Genomic DNA, 18,443 nt, shown 5'->3' with positions numbered 1-18,443 from the left:
GGCCGGAGCCGAACCGGCGGCCGAGGCTCCCGGGCGGACGTCCTGCCCTCCGGTTCCGCGGACCTGCTCCCGGTCGCGCGGCAACTCCTCCCGGCATGTGCGTACGGTGATGTTCTGCCGTGTTTTGCGTCGCGGGTGCCCGGAAAGGTCGTCGGCGCACCGAGTCCGTCACCAGCGAGGAGGAACAAGCACACATGAAGCTGTCGATGGGGAGTGTGTCCAGGACCGTGCTCCGGGGCGTCGTCACGGCCGGAGCGGCCGGCGCGCTCGCGCTTGCGGTGTCCGTCGTCACCGCCGGGACGGCCGCGGCGACACCACCGGGCCTGTCCTGCGACACCGGTAAGCACGCGGTCGACGACTACACGGGCTACGCGCTGTGCAGCAACGACGGCGGCGCGACGCAGACCTTCTGGGTGCACCTGGTCTGCGGCTGGGCCCCGGACGTGGACGGGGAGCACATCACCCTCGCCCCCGGCCAGTCCGGCCAGTCCACCGCGCACTGTGCCGACATCGGCACCGGGATCGGCGAGATCAGCGTCCAGCCGTAGCAGGGCGCGGCGGGTGATCCGCACCCGCCCCGTGCCGGACCGGGCGGCCCCGGCCCGGCACGGGGATCAGGACCGCCGCGCGCTCCGCTCCAGCAGCGGCGGCAGCGCGGCGGCCAGCCGCTCCCGCAGCCCGTCCGGACCGCCCTCCACCCACGGGTGCGCGGCCCGGAACGCCGCCCAGTCCACCAGCCAGTCCAGCACCGCCGAGGGCGTGAACCCCTCCGCGTGCGGCCCCAGCACCGTACGCAGCAGCCGGGGCGGCAGCACCGTACGCCCGTACTCCGCGAGCAGCACCGCGTCGTACAGGTCCTTGGCGCCCGACCGGCCCTCCGACTCCTGGTCCTCGGCCAGCCACAGCAGCTTCCAGGCGAGCGAGAGCCCCGGACCCGCGGTGCGTACCGGCGTCGGCGGCCCGCCGTCACCCCGCGGGCAGGCCGTCCACACCGGCGCCTCGGGCAGCCGCTCGTCCCGCGCGAAGTCCATCCCGAGCTCGCCCGGCGGCAGCCCATCGGCCTCCCACGGCACGACGACCCGCACCCCGGGTGTCTCGTACTCCCGGTACAGCCACTCCCTGTCCAACGACACCCGGAGCGGATCGACGTGTATCCCCCGGGGCAGCGGCGGACCGGCCCTCAGCGCGGCGGCCACCTCCTCGTCGAGGTCGGACGGCGGGGACAGGTCGTCAGGCTCCGCCCACCGCAGCCCCTCCGGCGCGAGCACCGGCCGGGCGCCTGCGGTGTCATGGCACTCGCCGTCCGTCAGCAGCTCGGGCGCGGCCGCCCCGTGCGCGGCCTCCGGCCACTGCTGCACCTCCCCGATCCCCGCCACGTACGGATACGGGTCGCAGGGGTCGGGAAAACCGGCGGCACCGGGCTCCGGCACGATCCAGTCCAGATCACCCGGCTCCCGGGCGGCCGCGCCCATCCACGCCCGGAGCGGCACACTGCCCCGCAGCACCAGGACCTCGCCCCAGGGCGAACCCGCGACCACCCGCAGCAGATGGTCCTGGACCGCGCGCCGGGCGGCCCGCCAGCGCGGGGCGAGCGCCGGGTCCTCGAACACCGGCTCCCCGGGAACCGGCCGGTCCCCGGCGGTCACCGGGACGTCCCGGCCGGTGCGTCCAGCCAGCCCGCGTCCACCGCCGGACGGTCGTCGTGCACGACGAACTCCTCCTCGACCTCCAGCACTTCGAGCCCGGCATCGTGCAACGCGTCGAGCAGGGAGTCGAGTTCGGCCCGCGCCCCGGGGCGGCCCACCGCGTGGCAGCGCTGCGTGACGAACCGTTCATGGCTCCGGGGGCCGGTGAGACGGCGGGCGTTGCGCGACAGGCGCGCACCGTGCCGCTCGGCCACCCGCCGGGCCACGTCCGCCTCCGGCTCGCCGGACAGCAGCAGCTTGACGTGATGCTCGAAGTGGAGACCGGGCGGGAGCGCGGCGGCCTCGGCGGCGCTCCCCGGCACGTCCGCGTTCCACGGAGCGGCCTCGATCTTCACCCGGACGACCGGGAAACCCGCCGCGCGCAGCTCGGCCGCCCGGCGGTCGGCGGCGGCCCGCTGCCCGGAGAGCGTGCCGCGGCCCCGCTCGGTCAGCATGGGCTGGTCGGGGGTGGCGCCGCGGTCCAGCACGATATGGGTGAGCCCGAGACCGCGCTCCCGCGCCCAGCGCTCCAGCCGGCCGAACTCCCGCCCGGCCCCCGCCCCCTCACCGGCGCGGGAATCGATACGCACCGTCAGATGCGTCTCGAACTCGCCCTCGAACTCCGCTTCCACGGACCCTCCCGTCGTACTTCCCCTGCCCGCCGTCCGTGACCGAACGTAGCAAGCCCCTCCGACAGTCCTCCTCCGAGCCCGGCAGCACCTTCCGCGCGGACCCCGGTCACTTTCCTCCGAACGGTTGAGCGGACCGCACCCCAGTCGTTACCCTCCGGTAAGTTCGTTCGGGCGTACGGGTACCCCGCGCACCCGTCGCACCGTCGTACGTGTCTGCCGATACGAGGAAGGCGGTCGTCCCATGTCCTCACCGCACACCGTGGAAACGACCGGACCGGCCGCCCCGGGGGGACTGGCCGACAGCGCGCGGGAGCTGGCCGAGGGCCGCGCCACCTCGGTGGAGCAGGTGTCCGCCGCACTGGAGCGCATCGAGGCGAGCTGCCACCGCCTCAATGCCTTCCGGCAGGTACGTGCCGAGGCCGCGCTCGCCGAGGCCGCCGAGGCCGACCGGCGGCTCGCGGCGGGGGAGCGGCTGCCGCTGCTCGGGGTGCCGGTCGCGGTCAAGGACGACACCGACGTCCTCGGGATGCCCACCTACTTCGGCTGCGACGGCGACCTGCCCGCCGCGACCGCGGACAGCGAGGCCGTACGCAGGCTGCGGGCCGCCGGAGCCGTGATCGTGGGGAAGACCAACGCCTGCGAGCTCGGCCAGTGGCCGTTCACCGAGGGCCGCGCCTTCGGCGCCACCCGCAACCCCTGGCACACCGGCCACACCCCCGGCGGCTCGTCGGGCGGCTCCGCCGCGGCCGTCGCGGCCGGGCTCGTACCCGCGGCGCTCGGCTCGGACGGCGCCGGGTCCGTCCGCATCCCGGCGGCCTGGACCCACCTGGTCGGCATCAAGCCCCAGCGCGGAAGGATCTCCGTCCACCCGCACTCCGACGCCTTCCAGGGCCTGACCGTCAACGGACCGCTCGCCCGGACCGTCGCCGACGCCGCGCTGCTGCTCGACGCGGTCGCCGGTTCCCACCCCGACGACCCGTACCGTCCGCCGCCCGTCGCCGCCGCGGACGCCGCCCGGCGCGAGCCCGGCCGGCTGCGCATCGCCCTCGCCTGGCGCCCCCCGCTCACCCTCACCGGCTCCGCGCCCCACCCCGAGGTGCGCCGGGCCGTTCTCGACCTGGCCCAAGCCCTCGCCCGCCTCGGCCACGACGTCGAGGCCGCCAGGCCCCGGTACGGGCTGATCGGCCTCGGCTTCGTCCCCCGCGCCACCGCCGGGATCGCCGAACTCGCCGCCCGCCACCCCGCACCCGCCCTCCTCGACCCGCGCACCCGCAGCGCCCTGCGCACCGGCACCCGGCTCGGCGGCCGGGCCGTCCGCGCGGCGAGGGAGCGCGAGGTGCACCAGCACCGCAGGATCGGCGCCTTCTTCCGCCGCCCCCAAAGCCGCGGCGCCGGATACGACGTCCTGCTGACCCCCACGACCGCCCTGCCCCCGCCCCCGATCGGCAGGTTCGACGGGCTGAGCGCCTGGCGCACCGACCTGGCCATGGCCGAGACCTGCCCGTACGCCTGGCCCTGGAACGTCCTGGGCTGGCCGGGCATCAACGTACCGGCGGGCTTCACCTCCGCCGGGCTGCCGGTCGGGGCACAGCTCCTCGGCCCGTCGCGCAGCGAGGAACAGCTGATCTCGCTCGCCGCCCAGCTGGAGGCCGACCGCCGCTGGTACGAACACCGGCCCCCGGCCCCGGACGGGATCTGACCGCTCCCCGCTCCCGCTCCTGGCCCCGCCTTGCTCGCGTCACACCGCACGAGGCGGGATCATGGACAAGGAACGGAGGGATGGTGGCGCGTATGGCGTGTCCAGGCCCGCAACCGGAGCCCGGCGCCGAATCCGCCCGGCCCGGCACTTCCCGGTACGCCTACGACACGGCGAGCGACGCCACGGCGGTGGTCGCCGGGACCGGCACGGTCGTCGGCTGGACGCGCAGCGCCCAGGACCTCCTGGGGTACCGCGCGGCCGAGGTGGTCGGTCGCTCCGCCGGATTCCTGCTCGACATGCCCGACGACCCCGTCCGGGTGGCCGGGATCGCCGAGCGCTGCCGCGCGGGCGTGGGCTGGCGGGGCGTCGCCGACGTGCGGCGCCGCGACGGCGGCCGGATCGAGCTGGACCTGCGGGTCTCGGCCTCCTTCCACCTGGACGGCCGGGAGTGCTTCCTGGTCTCCGGCCGCGAACGGCGGCCCGAGCGGATCGTCGGGCAGTCCGTGCTCGACGCGTTCCTCGCCGGATCGCCCATCGGCATGGCGGTGATGGACCCGGACCTGCACTACGTCTGGATGAACGACACCCTGGAACGCTTCAGCGGCGTACCGCGCGAGCACCGGGTGGGCCGCAGACTGAGCGAGGTCCTCCCGGGGCTGGAGGCGGAATCCATCGAGACCCTGATGCGCGGCGTGCTGGACACCGGGGTGCCCGTCATCGACTACGAGTACCTGGGCTGGACCTGGGCCGATCCGCACCGCGAGCACGCCTACTCCACGTCGTACCTGCCGCTGACCGACTCCGAAGGGCAGGTCACCGGCCTGTGCTACATGGTGCTGGACGTCACCGACCGGTGGAACGCCCAGCAGCGGCTGGCCCTGGTAAACGACGCCAGTGCCAGCATCGGCTCCACCCTCGACGTCCTGCGCACCGCGCAGGAACTTGCCGACTTCGCGGTGCCGCGCTTCGCCGACCTCGTCCTCGTCGACCTGCTGGAACCGGTCGTCAGCCCCGACGACCCCGGGACCTGGCCCCCGGGCGTCGGCCTGTCCGCCCCGGAACTCACCCGCACCGCCACCACCGTCGCTGCCCCGACGGGCACCGCCCGGCAGCCGAGGATGCGCCGCGCCGGGATGAGCTCCGTACGCGAGGGCTGCCCGGAGGCCATCAGCCGCATCGGCGACCCGGTGGACTTCCTGCCCCCGCCCCACGACCTCCGGTTCCTCGTCGACGGCGAACCCGTCCTCATCCCCGTGCTCGACCCCGACGACCACGCCTGGCTGGCCGACCAGCCCGCCCGGGCGGCCAGCATCCGTACGCACGGGCTCCACTCCCTGATCTGCGTGCCGATGCGGGCCCGGGACACGGTGCTCGGCCTGACCACCTTCATCCGGTCGACGAACCCCGCCCCCTTCGAACCGGACGACGTCCTGCCGGCCCGCGAGATGGTGGCACGGGCTGCCGTGTGCGTGGACAACGCCCGCCGCTACACCCAGGAGCACACCTCCGCGCTGACCCTGCAGCGCAGCCTGCTCCCGCACACCCTGCCCGCCGGAACGGCCCTGGACGTGGCCTCCTCCTATCTCCCGGCCGACGCCAAGGACGGTGTCGGGGGCGACTGGTTCGACGTGATCCCGCTGTCCGGCGCCCGGGTCGCCCTGGTCGTCGGCGACGTCGTCGGCCACGGCATCGGCGCGGCCGCCACCATGGGTCGCCTCCGCACCGCGGTCCACACCCTCGCCGACATGGACCTGCCGCCCGACGAGCTCCTCGCCCACCTCGACGACCTGGTGCTCCGGCTGAGCGACGAGGAACCCGAGGGGGACGGGCGGGGCGGCCCCCCGGTGCTCGGCGCCACCTGTCTCTACGCGGTGTACGACCCGGTCACCCAGCGGTGCACCATGGCACGGGCCGGCCACCCGCCGCCCGTGGTCGTCGCCCCGGACGGGCGCGTCAGCTTCCCCGAACTGCCCGCCGGGCCCCCGCTCGGACTGGGCACGATGCCGTTCGAAACGGCCGCGGTCACCCTCCCCGAGGGAAGCCTCATCGGCCTCTACACCGACGGGCTGATCGAGGGCCGCGACCGGGACCCCGAACTGGGCATGTCCCGACTCGGCGGCGCCCTCGCCCAGCGCGGCCTCTCCCTCGACGCCCTCTGCGCGACGGTCGTGGAACAGCTCGTCCCGGTCCCGCAGCCCGACGACGTCGCCCTGCTCCTGGCCCGTACCCACGAACTGAGCCCCGACCACGTCGCCTCGTGGGAGATCCCCACCGACCCGGCCGCCGTCGCCGGGGCCCGCGCCGAGGCCGCCCGGCAGCTGAGCGCCTGGGACCTGGACGAACTGGCGATGACGACCGAGCTGATCGTCAGCGAGCTCGTCACCAACGCGGTGCGCTACGCCACCGGCCCGATCCGGCTCCGGCTGCTCCGCCAGTCCGTCCTGACCTGCGAGGTCTCCGACACCAGCAGCACCTCGCCCCGGCTCAGGCACGCCCGCACCACGGACGAGGGCGGCCGCGGCCTCTTTCTCGTGGCCCAGCTCACCCGCCGCTGGGGCACCCGCTACACCACCGACGGCAAGATCATCTGGACCGAGCAGGAACTCCCGGCCACCTCGCCCTGACCCTCCCGGGGCCACTGCTCACGGCACCCGCGCGGTCCACTCCTCGGTGGAGAACTTCGTCCGCACCAGCTCCTCGGCGCGCGCCATCTCCGCCTCCGTCACCGTGCCCCGGGTCAGACCGTGCCGGGCCCGGAAGGAGTCGATCATCCGCTCGATGACGACCTCACGCGGCAGCCCCGTCTGCCGGCGGAGAGGGTCGACCCGCTTCTTCGCGCTGCTGGTGCCCTTGTCGGAGAGCTTCTCCTTGCCGATGCGCAGGACTTCGAGCATCTTGTCGGCGTCGATGTCGTACGACATCGTCACGTGGTGCAGCACCGCGCCCTCGCCGCCGACCACCCGCTTCTGGGCCGCGCCCGCGATCTTCCCGGCCTCGGTGGCGATGTCGTTGAGCGGCTGGTACCAGGCCTTGATGCCCATCTCGCCGAGCGCGCCGAGCACCCAGTCGTCGAGATAGGCGTAACTGTCGGCGAACGACAGCCCGGAGACCAGGGCATCGGGAACCGAGAGCGAGTACGTGATGGTGTTGCCCGGCTCCACGAACATGGCACCGCCACCGGAGATCCGCCGCACCACCGTGACACCGTGGCGTTCGGCCCCCTGCGGGTCGACCTCGTTGCGCAGCGACTGGAAGCTGCCGATGATCACGGCGGGGGAGGCCCACTCCCAGACGCGGAGCGTCGGCGGGCGGTGCCCCGCGGCGACCTCGGCGGTGATGACCTCGTCGAGGGCCATGTGGAGCGCGGGTGACTGCGGCGGTTCGTGGATGAGCTGCCAGTCGTAGTCGCTCCACTCGGTGGCGTGCGCGAGGGCCCGGCGCACGGCGATGGCGACGCCTTCGGAGGTGAGGCCGAGCATCACGGTCGAAGCGGGGAGTGCCGCGTCGATCCGGGCGGCGAGGCCGGCGGTGTCGGTGTTCGCCGGGGCGCCCTCCAGCGCCGCGTCGATCGCGAGGATCGCCTCGTCGGGTTCGAGGAAGAAGTCCCCGGCCACCCGCACATGGCGCAACGCCCCGCCCTCGACATCGAGATCCACCACGACGAGCTTGCCGCCGGGGACTTTGTACTCACCGTGCACGGATCCGGTCCCTTCCCGTCCGGTGCGCGGCACGGCCCCGGAGCCTGTTGCCCCGACACGGACCGGACGCGCACACGCTCCACACGGCACTCTAGTGCCCACCTGCCTCCGGCGAGCGGCCGGCCGAAGCCGGGGCTGCGCCCGGTGAGCGAATACGCAAAACGCTTTCCGGCGTCACGTACCACCAAGGGCGAGCCGTGCCGGAGTTGTGGGAGGCGGGTTTCCGGCCGGGAGGAAGAGTCCGGAGCCCCGGAGAATATCCCTGTGATCGTCTTTCCGCGCGGGGTTCGGTGGTGCGGGTGCCGGGATTCGGGGTTCTCCGAAAAAGCGGTTGCACATCATGTTGTTCCGCGGGCCGGACGGTCCGCCGTCGTGGCCGGAAAGAGCCCGGAAGCCCGGCGGTTTCCGGTCATTTCCGGGGCGGCTCGTCGGCGGGCGGCGGACCCAGGTGCCGCGTTTCGCGCGGGCACATCCCGAAACGCTGCCGGAACGCCTTGCTGAGCGCGCTGGAGGAGGAGAATCCCGACGCGTACGCGAGCGCGGTGATGCTCATGTGCCGGTACGCGGGAGCCCGCAGCCGGTCCCGTACCAGGCACAGCCGCTCCTCGCGGATCAGGTCGCGGGGGGTCGTCCCGGCGCGCTGGAGGGCCAGCTGCACCTGGCGCAGCGACCAGCCCAGGGCCTGTGCCATGGCGGCGCCGCTCAGGTGGGGGTCGGCCGCGTGCTCGCGGGCGTAGCGGCGTACCACCGCCTCCACCTCCGCCAGGTGGCCCGGCGGGGTGGGGCGGTCGTCCCCCGCGGCGAGCATGCACAGCAGCTCGACCATCCGGTCCGACACGGCGTCGAACTGGGCGCTGCTGAAGGTGTCGCGCTCCGCGTGCAGGCCGGTCATCATGGCGCCCACCACCCGGCCCAGGCCCGTGCCCAGGTCGAGGCCCATGGTGAACGGCGACGACCGGTTCAGCGGCCCGTTCACCGCCGGGGCGGGGATCGTCATGATGAACGCCCGCGTGGAGTCGGCCTGCAGGACCTCGAACGGAGTGGCGAACGTGAGCAGGCACCCCGTCCTCGGCTCCAGGCGCACCTCCTGTCCGTTCTGACGCAGCACCAGCTCCCCGGTGACCGGCAGCACCAGGCGGTAGTCCTCGTCCGGGTGGCGCCGCGCGTGGTTCGGGGTCCGGATGTACTTGACCGTCTCCGCCCACCACTGGACCAGCTGGTAGGTGTCGGTGCGCTGCCAGATCATTCCCGCCCGGAAGTCGTCGGTGCGCGAATACCGGTAGCCCATCCGGCCTTGATGCGACGTCACATGCACGCCCCAGAATTCGGCGCGCTCGCCCGACTCCACGTCCTGGGTCGTGCATGAACTCACCGTGTAATTTCCCGAGGCCATCGCAGACACCTTTCGCAGCGGCCTTCTCGCCGTGTGCATACCTGGATTCGGTTTCCGTTCCCAGGGTATGAATCCCACCCGGTGGCGCCGCAATAGTGTAGTGGACGGCGGCGAGGCCGGGCAGTGCGCAGCGACCGGCTCGATGCGAACAGGTGTACGTCAAAAGCGTTGTGCTGCGCGCTGCGGCAACTTCTTTACGCACATGCGCAATTCCGGGCATCGCATCCAGCCCTACGGTGGTCCCCCGGAGTCCGCCGTGCGCGTGAGGGCGGGCCGGATCCATGCCTGCCGAGGGACCCGTGGACCCCGCGCCGGAATCCCGGGTACCCGAGGCCCGAGCACCTGATTGAGGACCGAGATGGCAAGTGACGAACTGACCCGGAACCCGCACCCGTGCGAGCGGCGCGGGGCACCCCGCGCCACCCTGGGGCGCAGGGCCTGGGGGCTGCTGGCGGCCGCGGGCGTCGCGGGCACGGGCGTGGGGATCTTCGGGGCCGCGGCCGCGGTCGCGGCCCCGGCGGCGCCCGCGCTGCGGTACACCTGCGCGGTTTCGGAGGACGAACAGCGGCAGGGCGAGGTGAGGATCGACGCGAACGTCCCCGAGTCGGCCGTGGTCGGCGAGCCCACCCCGAAGTTCGTCATCCGCGCGACGGTTCCGGTGAGCGCCGCCGACGCGGACGAGCTGCGCAAGTTCCACGTCACCAGCATCTCCGGCACCGCCGATGTGAAGACCCGTGTCACGGTGGCGGGCAAGGCCACGCCCCTCAGCGTTCGGTTCCGGATGACCAGGACCCGCATCCCGGCGTCCGGACCGTTCCAGATCAAGGCGACCGGCGAGGCGCCGGCACGGACCTTCGACGAACCGGGCAAGGCGAAGATCACCGTCGGCGACCTCAAGGCGCACGTCGCCGCGAGCGCGGGCCCCGTGACCGTCAATCTCAACCTGCCGTGCGCGCTGGACCCCGATCAGAACGACGTCGTCGCATCGTTCGAGGTCACCAGGGCGGGAAGCACGACGGCCCCGGCGCCGTCCGGGACCGCCGGAACGGCCACCTCCGGCACCACCGGCGCGCAGGACCAGGGCGGCGACGCGAAGCCGGGCACGACCGGGAAGGACCCGGCCGGCCCCTCCGGAGCCATGGCCGAGACCGGCAGCCGGTCCACCGGGACCCTGATCACGCTGGCCGCGGGAACCGTCGCCCTGGGCGCCGTCGCCACGGCCGCGGCGTTCCGCTTCCGCTCGCGCCACAAGTGACCAGAGGGATGTCCGGCACCGTCCGCCAAGCGGGGTGGGGCTGGTGGATGCTGGCGGTGCCGGCCCTGGCGGTGTCGGTCGTCATGGCCGTCCGGGCGGGGACCGGGGACGTGGACCCGGGCGGTCTGGTGATCGGGATGGCCGGCCTGCTGCTGACGGTCGCGGGCCTCAACCAGGGGACGTCCGCCCAGAAGTGGGAGAACACCGACGACATCGGGAACGCCGCCCGCCTCGCCGTCAGTGTCATGGACCGCGAGCAGGAGATCCACAAGCGACTCCTCGGCGGCAGCGTGCGGACCATCGATGTCGGGTACAACATCCTGCCCTCCCCGGCCGGCCGGACCGCGGACGCGGCGCCCGACAGAACCTTGAAGGGCATCGCCGACCACTACCGTGCCCTGCCCTCCGGCCGCCTCGTCATCACCGGCGCACCCGGAGCCGGCAAGACCGTGCTCGCCCTCCACCTCGCACTGCTGTTGCTGGAGGGCCGGGCCCCGGAGGACCCCGTTCCCGTACGGCTGTCGCTGTCCACCTTCGACCCCGGCCGGAGCACGCTCGGGACCTGGCTCGCCGAGCAGCTCACCCGTGTCTACCGGCTGCGCCCCGCCACGGCGACCGCTCTGGTCAGGGCCCGCCTGGTCCTTCCGGTGCTCGACGGGCTCGACGAGATGGACGCCGGGGAGATCCCCGGAGCCCATTCCCGCGCCGCTGCCGCGCTGAAGGCCATGAACGACTACCTCCACGGCACCGCCAAGGGCCGCCTCGTCCTCACCTGCCGCAGTGACCCGTACGACGCTCTGACGAACAAGGGCCTGCAGGCGCAGGACGCCGGCCGCATCAGCATCACCCCCGTCAACCCGGCCGCGGCCGAGGAGTTCCTCACCGCCCGGGCCGACACGGGCCCCCGTCTGGAGCGCTGGAGCGGAGTTCTGGCCGCACTCCGCGGCGATCGGAACGGCGTCCTGGCCCGGGGCCTGTCCACGCCCTGGCGGCTGACGCTGGCCTTCGCCGTCTACGACGAACGCGACCCGGACGACGGCTGGGTCCGTGATCCCGACCGGCTGAAGGACTTCCCCTGGACGACTCCCGAGCAGGTCCGGGACCACCTGCTGAACCTGTTCGTCCGCACGGCCTCCCCGCCCGGCGACCCGGCATCGCCGTACACCCAGCAGCAGGTGAGCACCTGGCTGAAGACCCTCGCCGAATACCTGAGAAGCAACGCCGACGGCCGGGAGGTGGCCGGACGGCGTCTGTCCAACACCGACGTCGTCCTGCACGAACTGTGGCCGCTCGTCGGCCGCCGGGCCCGCACCGTCCACGTCCTGCTGACCGTCGGGGTGTGGGCCGCCGCCGACCTGTCCGCCGGTCTGCTCGACTCGTGGGGCAGGTACGCGACGAACGTGGCGCTCATGGCGGTGGGCGGCCTTCTCGTGGCGGTCCCGCCCTGGCCGGTCCCGTCCCGGCTGGAGCGGGTGTCCGTCAAGACCCGGGACGCCAGACGCCAGTTGGTGAACGGGCTCGTGGGCGGGCTCTTCTGGGGAGCGCTGATCGTCGTGCTCGACATCGGGAACGTCGTCGGGCTGGTGATCGGACTGGTGTACGGGGCGGTGGTGGGGCTCGTCGGCGGGGCGATGGTCGGGGCCGGGCTGGCGGGTGTGCTCTCGGACGTGCCCGAGACGCGCAAGCCGCGCGGGAACGCGTCGCCGCGCGACATGGTGGGGGAGGACCTGATGTCCGGGGTCGTCACCGGTCTCGTGGTCGGACTGGGGTTCGTCCCCTTCTACTGGTTCGCCCTGAGCCCCGTGCTCGCGTTCGGGGCCGTCCTCATCTACATGACCCTGTTCGGCCTCGGCGGCGGGCGGGTGCTCGCGCTGCTCTACAACCGCCTGTTCCGGTGCGGCTACCGGGGCGCGTTCGACTCGCTGTTCCGGCCCTGGCGGGCGTTCGGCCCCCTGTTCAGGACCGGGGCCGGTCCGGGCCTCGGCGCCGCGGGCGTCCGTTACGCGGCTCTCCTGCTCTGCACCCGCGGCCGGTCCGGCACACCACTGCCCTGGCGTCCCGGCCGGTTCCTCGACTGGTGCTGCGACGCGGGTCTGATGCGTACCGCCGGGATCGCCTACCAGTTCCGCCACCGCGAGCTCCAGGACTTCCTCGCCCCTCCCGCGACACCCCCGCGCCCCGCCGGGCCGCCCCGCTTCCCCGCGAGTCCGGACCCGGTCCCGGACCCGAATCCGGACCCGAATCCGGGCCCGGACGCGACGTTGTGACCGGGCATCGCTGCGCGGTCCGGCTCCGCGCGGCTCCCGCCCGGTCCCCGTTCAGGCCCTGCCGGCCGGGAGCGACACCCGTACGGTGAGGCCGCCGCCGGGGTTGGCGGTGAGGGCCAGCTCCCCGTGGTGGGCGCGGACGATGCCGGCGACGATGGCCAGGCCCAGGCCGTGGCCTCGTCGGGTGGGGTCCTGTTCGGCCAGGCGGCCGCTGCCGCGCAGGAAGGGCTCGGTGAGGCGGTCGACGGTGGCGGACAGGGGCGGTCCGGTGTTGGTGACGGTCAGCAGGACACGGCCGGCGTGCGCCGGATCGGGGCCGGTGGTCAGCGAGAGGGAGCCGTCGGCGGGCAGGTTGTGGCGCACGGCGTTGTGGAGCAGGTTCAGCGCGAGCTGGCGCAGCAGTACGCCGTTGCCGGTGACCGGGGCCGGGCGGGTGTCGGTGTGCAGGCTGACGCCGCGGGCGCGGGCCTCCTCGCGTACGGCGGCGACCGCGCCCCGGGCGGTGCCGGCGAGGTCGAGGGCTTCCATGGCGGGCGGGGCGTGGTCGAGGGCGGAGAGCTGGAGCAGGGCGTCGGTGATGTCGATGCCGCGCTGGTTGGTCTCGCGGAGCCGGGAGACCAGGCGCCCGTAGTCCTGCCCGTCGGGGTCGGCGACGGCCACGTCGAGCATGGTGCGGCTGACGGCGAGCGGGGTGCGCAGTTCGTGCGAGGCGTTGGCGGCGAACCGCTGCTGGGCGTCGAAGGAGTGCTGGAGGCGGGCCAGCATGTCGTCGAAGGTGTCGGACAGCTCGGTGAACTCGTCGCGCGGGCCGGTCAGCCCGACACGGTGGTCCAGTGAGCCGCCGGCGGCCCGGCGGGCGGCCCGGGTGATGTCCTGGAGGGGCCTCAGCACCCGCCCCGCGATGAGCCAGCCGACACCGAGCCCGACGAGCGCGAGGAGCAGCAGGGTGACGGCGGATGCCTTGGCCAGGGCGCGGAGGATGTCCGGGCGGGTGGCGATGGCCGCGGCCTGGGGGTTCACGTCGGCCAGCGGGTAGTACGGCACGAAGCGCATGGCCAGGTAGACCACGATCAGGGTGAACGCCCCGGCGACGACGACGAACAGCGCGTAGGTGAGGGTGAGCTTCATCCGGGCGGTCAGCCGACGGGGCCGCCGGGACCGCGCGGGCTCCTCCGTCGCGCCGCCGTCGTCGCCGCCCGACGCCCGCGTCACTGGCCGTGTCCCGTCGAGCCGAGGGGGCCGGCCGGTTCGGCGAGGCGGTACCCGACGCCGGGCACGGTGTGGATGGCCCACGGTTCCCCCAGCCGTTTACGGAGGGTGGACATGGTGATGCGGACCGCGTTGGTGAACGGGTCGGCGTTCTCGTCCCAGGCCCTCTCCAGCAGGGTCTCGGCGCTGACGACGCCGCCGCGTGCGGTCATCAGGACCTCCAGGACCGCGAACTGCTTCCTGGTGAGCGCCACGTACCGGCCGTCGCGGAAGACCTCGCGCCGGAACGGGTCCAGCCGGATTCCGGCGTACTCGCTGACGGGCGGTGTGCTGTCCTTGGGCCGCCTGGCCAACGAGCGGAGGCGCACCACCAGCTCCTTCAGGTCGAAGGGCTTCGTGAGGTAGTCGTCGGCACCGATCTCGAACCCGGCGACCTTCTCGTTGATCAGCCCCGCCGCGGTCAGCATGAGCACCCGGCAGCCGAGGTCCCGTTCCACGATGATCCGGCACACGTCGTCACCGTGCGTGCCGGGTATGTCGCGGTCGAGCACGACGACGTCGTACTCGTTCACCCCGAGGCGCTCCAGGGCGGTGTCCCCGTCGCCGGCGATGTCGGAGGCGATGGCTTCGAGCCTCAGCCCCGCCTGTACCGCCTCGGCGAGATACAGCTCGTCCTCGACAATCAGCACCCGCATGACGGTCTCTCCTGCTCCACTCTTCACCGGGCCGGCCACCGGCCCGTCGTACCGCCCCCGTGGAAACGGTACGGGGACATGGAAACGGTACGGGGATATCGAAAACGTATCGGGAAACCGAAACGGCCCGACAACACCGCCCGCCGTTCACTCGTGGCATCGGCCCGCGGCACCCCGCCGCACGGCCCGGGACGCCCGGAGGCGACGACCATGCACGACGACCCCACCGCACACCGCCCCGCCCGGGCGGGGCTGCGTTTTCCCGTCCGGACCGCCGTGGCGGCGGGCGCGGCCGCTGTGCTGGTGGCGCTGGCGGCGGCCCGGGGCACTGGGACGACTGCGAGCACACCGCCCGCACCGCCGGCACCGCCCGCACCGGCCGCCGCGGACCAGCGAGGTGAGAGCTCCGACGATCCTCCCGAGGGCCGCGCGCTCACCCCCTTCGACACCCGGCACCCGGCGGTCGGCCGACTGGACGCGCACCTGCTGAAGGCCGTGCAGCGGGCCGCCCGGGACGCCCGCCGGGACGGCGTCGAATTCCGGATCACCTCCGGCCGGCGCTCCGCGGAACACCAGCAGCGCCTGCTCGACGAGGCGACCGAGAAGTACGGGAGCGCCGAGGTGGCGAGGCAGTACGTGAACACCCCGGGGAAGTCGGCACACGTGTCGGGCAAGGCGGTCGACATCGGCCCCACCGACGCCGACGACTGGCTCGTCCGGCACGGCTCCGACTACGGCCTGTGCCAGGTCTACACCAACGAGATGTGGCACTTCGAGCTGCTCACCGCTCCCGGCGGCGAATGCCCGGCGCAGCTGCGCAACGCGGCCGGCTGACCGGCCCGCGCCTCCGACGCTCCCTTTCCGTCATCGACTTCCCGAGGACACGCCATGGCCGATCCGCGCGAGGATCTCTTTCCCGACACGTACATCGGTGGAGGTTTCTCCGACCCCGCCGCGGAGCCGCCCGGCCCCGTCGCCGAGCCACTCGCCCCTACCGGTCCTGTCGCGGAAACGGCGGCCTTCGCCGCCCCCGTCGCGGGGCCGCCCGCCCCTGCCGGCCCGGCCGCCGAACCACCGGCCCCGGCCGCACCCGGCCGCCGCCCGCGGCGCCTGCGACGCGGGGACCTGCTCCTGTGCGCCGCCGCGGCGGTGACCGGGTCGCTGCTGCTCGGGCACTCGCTCGTGCCGGATGTACCGGGCAACCCCGGCGGCCTGCTGGAGACCGTGCTGCCCTGGTCCGGCCTCGCCGTACCGGTGCTGCTCCTGGTCGCTCTGGCCCGGTGGTCCGTGCCGGCCGTCGTCGCCGCTCTCCTGCTCGGTGCCGTGTGGGCCGCCTCGTTCGCGCCCCTGTTCCTCGGCGGGCCCGAAGGCGCCGAGCCGGACCTGACCGTCGTCACCCACAACGTCGACGCGGCCAACCCGCACCCCGCCGCCACCGCCCGGACCCTGCTCGCCGCCGACCCCGATCTGGTGGCACTGGAGGAGATCACCGACGAAGCCCTGCCCGCGTACCGGAAAGAACTGGACGGCAGGCTCCCGCACTCCGTGCACATCGGCACCGTCGCCCTGTGGAGCCGCTACCCGCTCGCCGAAGTCAGGCGCGTCACCATCGACCCCGGCTGGAGCCGTTCCCTGCGCGCCCTGGTCCGGGGGCCGAACGGCCCCCTCGCCGTCTACGTGGTCCACCTGCCCTCGGTCCGCGTCGGCGCGTACGGCTTCGCCACTGCCCGCCGCGACGAGACCCTTACCGCGCTCGCCTCGGCCCTCGACGACGAGCGGCAGCGCAGGATCCTCCTGCTGGGCGACCTCAACGGCACCGCCGCCGATCGCGGACTCGCCCCACTGATGTCCCGGCTGGCCCCGGTCGGTGGCCGGGCGGGCGGCGGCTTCGGCTTCAGCTGGCCCGCCGCCTTCCCGCTGGCCCGGATCGACCACATCCTGACCCGTGGCCTCACCCCCGTCGAGGCCTGGACCCTCCCCGCCACCGGCAGCGACCACCGTCCGGTCGCCGCCGGGCTCAGGATGTGACCGGTGACGCGGTGTCAGGGGCGGGACGGCCCCTGGTCGCGCTCCGGCGCGGGGACGGGAGCGGTGGCGTCGTGCCGGGCCACGGTCTCGCCACGGATGATCAGGGGCGCGCCCTGCTCCGCCGCCTGTTCCGTCCGCTGCTCCGCCCCAGGGGCCCGAGGCTCCTTCATCGCCTTGGCCTCGGCCTTGAGGATGCGCGCCGACTTGCCCGCGGAACGGGCCAGTTCGGGGAGCTTCTTGGCGCCCAGGAGGAGGATCACCACGATCAGGACGACGGCGAACTCGCTGATACCGAACATCAGTCGTCACCCTCCTCGTCATCGTCGTCGCCCTCGAAGAAGTCCCCCACCTCGTCGACGACTTCGGCGGCGACCAGGCCGCCGACGACGCCGACGGCGAGTCCGGCCGCGCCCACCGCGACGGCCGTGCCCAGGCCGGGGCCCGAGCGGTGGCCGTCGTCGTGGTGGCCGTGGTGATCACCGTGATGGCCGGCATACGGGGCGCCGTGCCCGTACGCGGAGCCCTCCGCGTACACCGAGTGGTGTTCGGCCAGTTGCCGCAGCCAGCCGTCGACGAGTGCCCGCCAGTCCTGGTGGTGGACACCGTCGTGCGCGACGGTGAACCGGGTGAGCGCGTCGTGCCCGCCGCGCCGGTCGGCCTCCAGGACCACTTCCATGCCGCCCGCGGTGGCCAGGAAGGTCACCTCGATCTCCTTGAACGCGTACGCGTACTGCGGCGACGGGGACAGCTCGATCTCCTGGTAGAAGGGGAGCTGCTGACCGGTGCCGCCGATCCGCCCGTACTCCAGGTCCGCGGACTTGAAGCCGAAACCGAGCTGTCCGAACGCTTCGAGGACCGCCTCCTGCACCGGCAGTGGTCCCACCGAGAGCCGGTCGAGGTCGCCCTTGTCCTTGGCCCCGGCGACCGAGAGCTCCGTCCGCACGCCGAGCACGATGCCCAGGTCCTGTCCGTAGAGCTCGGTGACCGGCGTCTCCCACGGCAGCATCACCGTGAACGGGACGTCGAGGTGCTCGCCCCCGGCCAGTCGGAAGCCGCCGCCGACGGTGAAGCGCTCGAAGGCCACGACGTGTTCGTCCTCGCCCTCCGCGTGCTCGGCCTCCACCCGGGCGACGAGTTCCAGCGTGATGTGCTCGATGTCGAAATCGGCGTTGCCGCCCTTGAGCCGGACCTCACCGGACAGCGGACCGCCCGGAGCGGCCGCTCCGGTGGTGAGGACGGTGTCGACGGTGGGTCCGCCCACACCGAGCGAGCCGAGCAGTCGTTTGAACACCATGGAGGCGTCCACTCCCTTATGTGCGTACGGGGGAGTCCGGGAACGCCGACAACGGCTCCCGTCCTCTACAAACGTGTAGAGCATAGAGCCGGCGAGGGGGCTCGCTCAGGCCGTGGCGGCCCGGGTGGCAGGAAAGTCCGAAAAGGATCGCTCAGGAGGTCTGACGACCTGCTTGACGTGCGCGTTTTGCCGTGCTTTTACCGCGCTTTTGCTGGACGGAGTGCTGGCGGGAACGGGTGCGGGGCCGTGCGGTGTGTGTACCGCGCGGCCCCGCGTCCGTTCCTGCCCGGGGATGTGTCAGCCCTTGCGGGTGTTGATCTCCTCGGTGAGCTGGGGCACGACCTGGAAGAGGTCGCCCACGACGCCGTAGTCGACGAGGTCGAAGATCGGGGCCTCGGCGTCCTTGTTGATCGCGACGATCGTCTTCGAGGTCTGCATGCCCGCCCGGTGCTGGATCGCGCCCGAGATGCCCGAGGCGATGTACAGCTGCGGCGAGACGGACTTGCCCGTCTGCCCGACCTGGCTCGCGTGCGGGTACCAGCCCGCGTCCACCGCAGCCCGCGACGCACCCACCGCCGCACCCAGCGA

General features: G+C 73.4%; 16 protein-coding genes. 7 read left to right on the top strand and 9 right to left on the bottom strand.

Annotated features, from left to right (window positions below; all coding sequences use genetic code 11):
• Window positions 1-194 precede the first annotated feature (194 nt).
• Complete coding sequence (locus ACFCV8_RS28780) at window positions 195-548, top strand: hypothetical protein (RefSeq protein WP_376688386.1); 354 nt, start codon at window positions 195-197, stop codon at window positions 546-548.
• A 66-nt stretch (window positions 549-614) separates the two neighbouring features.
• On the opposite strand, the gene ACFCV8_RS28775 is transcribed toward ACFCV8_RS28780, so the two are convergent.
• Both ACFCV8_RS28775 and ACFCV8_RS28770 read right to left on the bottom strand, forming a co-directional pair.
• The gene (locus ACFCV8_RS28775) at window positions 615-1,646 is read right to left on the bottom strand and encodes a nucleotidyl transferase AbiEii/AbiGii toxin family protein (protein ID WP_376688385.1); all 1,032 of its coding nucleotides are present in this window, start codon (window positions 1,644-1,646) and stop codon (window positions 615-617) included.
• Window positions 1,643-2,317, bottom strand: a complete 675-nt coding sequence (locus ACFCV8_RS28770) for a hypothetical protein (RefSeq protein ID WP_376688384.1) — start codon at window positions 2,315-2,317, stop codon at window positions 1,643-1,645. Before ACFCV8_RS28770 ends, ACFCV8_RS28775 begins: the two co-directional genes overlap by 4 nt.
• A gap of 241 nt (window positions 2,318-2,558) precedes the next feature.
• On the opposite strand from ACFCV8_RS28770, the gene ACFCV8_RS28765 reads away from it, so the two are divergent.
• Together ACFCV8_RS28765 and ACFCV8_RS28760 are read left to right on the top strand one after the other, a co-directional pair.
• Window positions 2,559-4,016, top strand: coding sequence for an amidase (locus tag ACFCV8_RS28765; protein ID WP_376688383.1), 1,458 nt, complete (start codon window positions 2,559-2,561; stop codon window positions 4,014-4,016).
• 80 nt (window positions 4,017-4,096) lie between these two features.
• The gene (locus tag ACFCV8_RS28760) at window positions 4,097-6,640 is read left to right on the top strand and encodes a SpoIIE family protein phosphatase (RefSeq protein ID WP_376688382.1); all 2,544 of its coding nucleotides are present in this window, start codon (window positions 4,097-4,099) and stop codon (window positions 6,638-6,640) included.
• Window positions 6,641-6,658: 18 nt separating this feature from the next.
• Here the strand turns inward: ACFCV8_RS28760 and ACFCV8_RS28755 are convergent, their stop codons facing one another.
• Both ACFCV8_RS28755 and ACFCV8_RS28750 read right to left on the bottom strand, forming a co-directional pair.
• Entirely contained in the window at window positions 6,659-7,714 is a 1,056-nt protein-coding gene (locus ACFCV8_RS28755; RefSeq protein WP_376688381.1) for a biotin/lipoate A/B protein ligase family protein, read from the bottom strand.
• Between the two features lie 409 nt (window positions 7,715-8,123).
• On the bottom strand, window positions 8,124-9,107 hold the full coding sequence (locus ACFCV8_RS28750; RefSeq protein WP_376688380.1) for a helix-turn-helix domain-containing protein: 984 nt from the start codon (window positions 9,105-9,107) through the stop codon (window positions 8,124-8,126).
• A gap of 358 nt (window positions 9,108-9,465) precedes the next feature.
• Here ACFCV8_RS28750 and ACFCV8_RS28745 point away from each other — a divergent pair, with 358 nt between their 5' ends.
• Together ACFCV8_RS28745 and ACFCV8_RS28740 are read left to right on the top strand one after the other, a co-directional pair.
• Window positions 9,466-10,362, top strand: a complete 897-nt coding sequence (locus tag ACFCV8_RS28745; RefSeq protein WP_376688379.1) for a DUF6801 domain-containing protein — start codon at window positions 9,466-9,468, stop codon at window positions 10,360-10,362.
• An 8-nt stretch (window positions 10,363-10,370) separates the two neighbouring features.
• Window positions 10,371-12,629, top strand: coding sequence for an NACHT domain-containing protein (locus tag ACFCV8_RS28740; protein ID WP_376688378.1), 2,259 nt, complete (start codon window positions 10,371-10,373; stop codon window positions 12,627-12,629).
• 51 nt (window positions 12,630-12,680) lie between these two features.
• Here the strand turns inward: ACFCV8_RS28740 and ACFCV8_RS28735 are convergent, their stop codons facing one another.
• Window positions 12,681-13,841, bottom strand: coding sequence for a sensor histidine kinase (locus ACFCV8_RS28735; RefSeq protein WP_376688377.1), 1,161 nt, complete (start codon window positions 13,839-13,841; stop codon window positions 12,681-12,683).
• Window positions 13,838-14,533: a response regulator transcription factor gene (locus ACFCV8_RS28730; protein WP_376688376.1), complete on the bottom strand. Its 696-nt coding sequence runs from the start codon at window positions 14,531-14,533 to the stop codon at window positions 13,838-13,840. Before ACFCV8_RS28730 ends, ACFCV8_RS28735 begins: the two co-directional genes overlap by 4 nt.
• A 210-nt stretch (window positions 14,534-14,743) precedes the next feature.
• Here ACFCV8_RS28730 and ACFCV8_RS28725 point away from each other — a divergent pair, with 210 nt between their 5' ends.
• Complete coding sequence (locus ACFCV8_RS28725; RefSeq protein WP_376688375.1) at window positions 14,744-15,367, top strand: M15 family metallopeptidase; 624 nt, start codon at window positions 14,744-14,746, stop codon at window positions 15,365-15,367.
• 54 nt (window positions 15,368-15,421) lie between these two features.
• Window positions 15,422-16,561 (top strand): endonuclease/exonuclease/phosphatase family protein, encoded by a 1,140-nt coding sequence (locus ACFCV8_RS28720; protein ID WP_376688374.1) that lies wholly within the window; start codon window positions 15,422-15,424, stop codon window positions 16,559-16,561.
• Window positions 16,562-16,575: 14 nt separating this feature from the next.
• Here the strand turns inward: ACFCV8_RS28720 and ACFCV8_RS28715 are convergent, their stop codons facing one another.
• From ACFCV8_RS28715 to ACFCV8_RS28705, 3 genes are all read right to left on the bottom strand, one after another.
• Window positions 16,576-16,860, bottom strand: coding sequence for a twin-arginine translocase TatA/TatE family subunit (locus ACFCV8_RS28715; protein ID WP_376688373.1), 285 nt, complete (start codon window positions 16,858-16,860; stop codon window positions 16,576-16,578).
• The gene (locus tag ACFCV8_RS28710) at window positions 16,860-17,855 is read right to left on the bottom strand and encodes a sporulation protein (RefSeq protein WP_376688372.1); all 996 of its coding nucleotides are present in this window, start codon (window positions 17,853-17,855) and stop codon (window positions 16,860-16,862) included. The genes ACFCV8_RS28715 and ACFCV8_RS28710 overlap by 1 nt, the downstream gene beginning before the upstream one ends.
• A gap of 297 nt (window positions 17,856-18,152) precedes the next feature.
• On the bottom strand, window positions 18,153-18,443 hold a 291-nt coding region (locus ACFCV8_RS28705), incomplete at its 5' end, for an electron transfer flavoprotein subunit alpha/FixB family protein (protein WP_376688371.1).

Source organism: Streptomyces sp. NPDC056347, assembly GCF_042262625.1.
Lineage (GTDB): Bacteria > Actinomycetota > Actinomycetes > Streptomycetales > Streptomycetaceae > Streptomyces.
This window is presented reverse-complemented; position numbering and strand designations above follow the sequence as displayed.

Excerpts from the sequence above, each read along its gene's own strand:
- ACFCV8_RS28780 (WP_376688386.1), top strand. The coding sequence starts at position 195 with ATGAAGCTGTCGATGGGGAGTGTGTCCAGGACCGTGCTCCGGGGCGTC.
- ACFCV8_RS28765 (WP_376688383.1), top strand. The coding sequence starts at position 2,559 with ATGTCCTCACCGCACACCGTGGAAACGACCGGACCGGCCGCCCCGGGG.
- ACFCV8_RS28760 (WP_376688382.1), top strand. The coding sequence starts at position 4,097 with ATGGTGGCGCGTATGGCGTGTCCAGGCCCGCAACCGGAGCCCGGCGCC.
- ACFCV8_RS28750 (WP_376688380.1), bottom strand. The coding sequence starts at position 9,107 with ATGGCCTCGGGAAATTACACGGTGAGTTCATGCACGACCCAGGACGTG.
- ACFCV8_RS28745 (WP_376688379.1), top strand. The coding sequence starts at position 9,466 with ATGGCAAGTGACGAACTGACCCGGAACCCGCACCCGTGCGAGCGGCGC.
- ACFCV8_RS28740 (WP_376688378.1), top strand. The coding sequence starts at position 10,371 with ATGTCCGGCACCGTCCGCCAAGCGGGGTGGGGCTGGTGGATGCTGGCG.
- ACFCV8_RS28730 (WP_376688376.1), bottom strand. The coding sequence starts at position 14,533 with ATGCGGGTGCTGATTGTCGAGGACGAGCTGTATCTCGCCGAGGCGGTA.
- ACFCV8_RS28725 (WP_376688375.1), top strand. The coding sequence starts at position 14,744 with ATGCACGACGACCCCACCGCACACCGCCCCGCCCGGGCGGGGCTGCGT.
- ACFCV8_RS28720 (WP_376688374.1), top strand. The coding sequence starts at position 15,422 with ATGGCCGATCCGCGCGAGGATCTCTTTCCCGACACGTACATCGGTGGA.
- ACFCV8_RS28715 (WP_376688373.1), bottom strand. The coding sequence starts at position 16,860 with ATGTTCGGTATCAGCGAGTTCGCCGTCGTCCTGATCGTGGTGATCCTC.
- ACFCV8_RS28710 (WP_376688372.1), bottom strand. The coding sequence starts at position 17,855 with ATGGTGTTCAAACGACTGCTCGGCTCGCTCGGTGTGGGCGGACCCACC.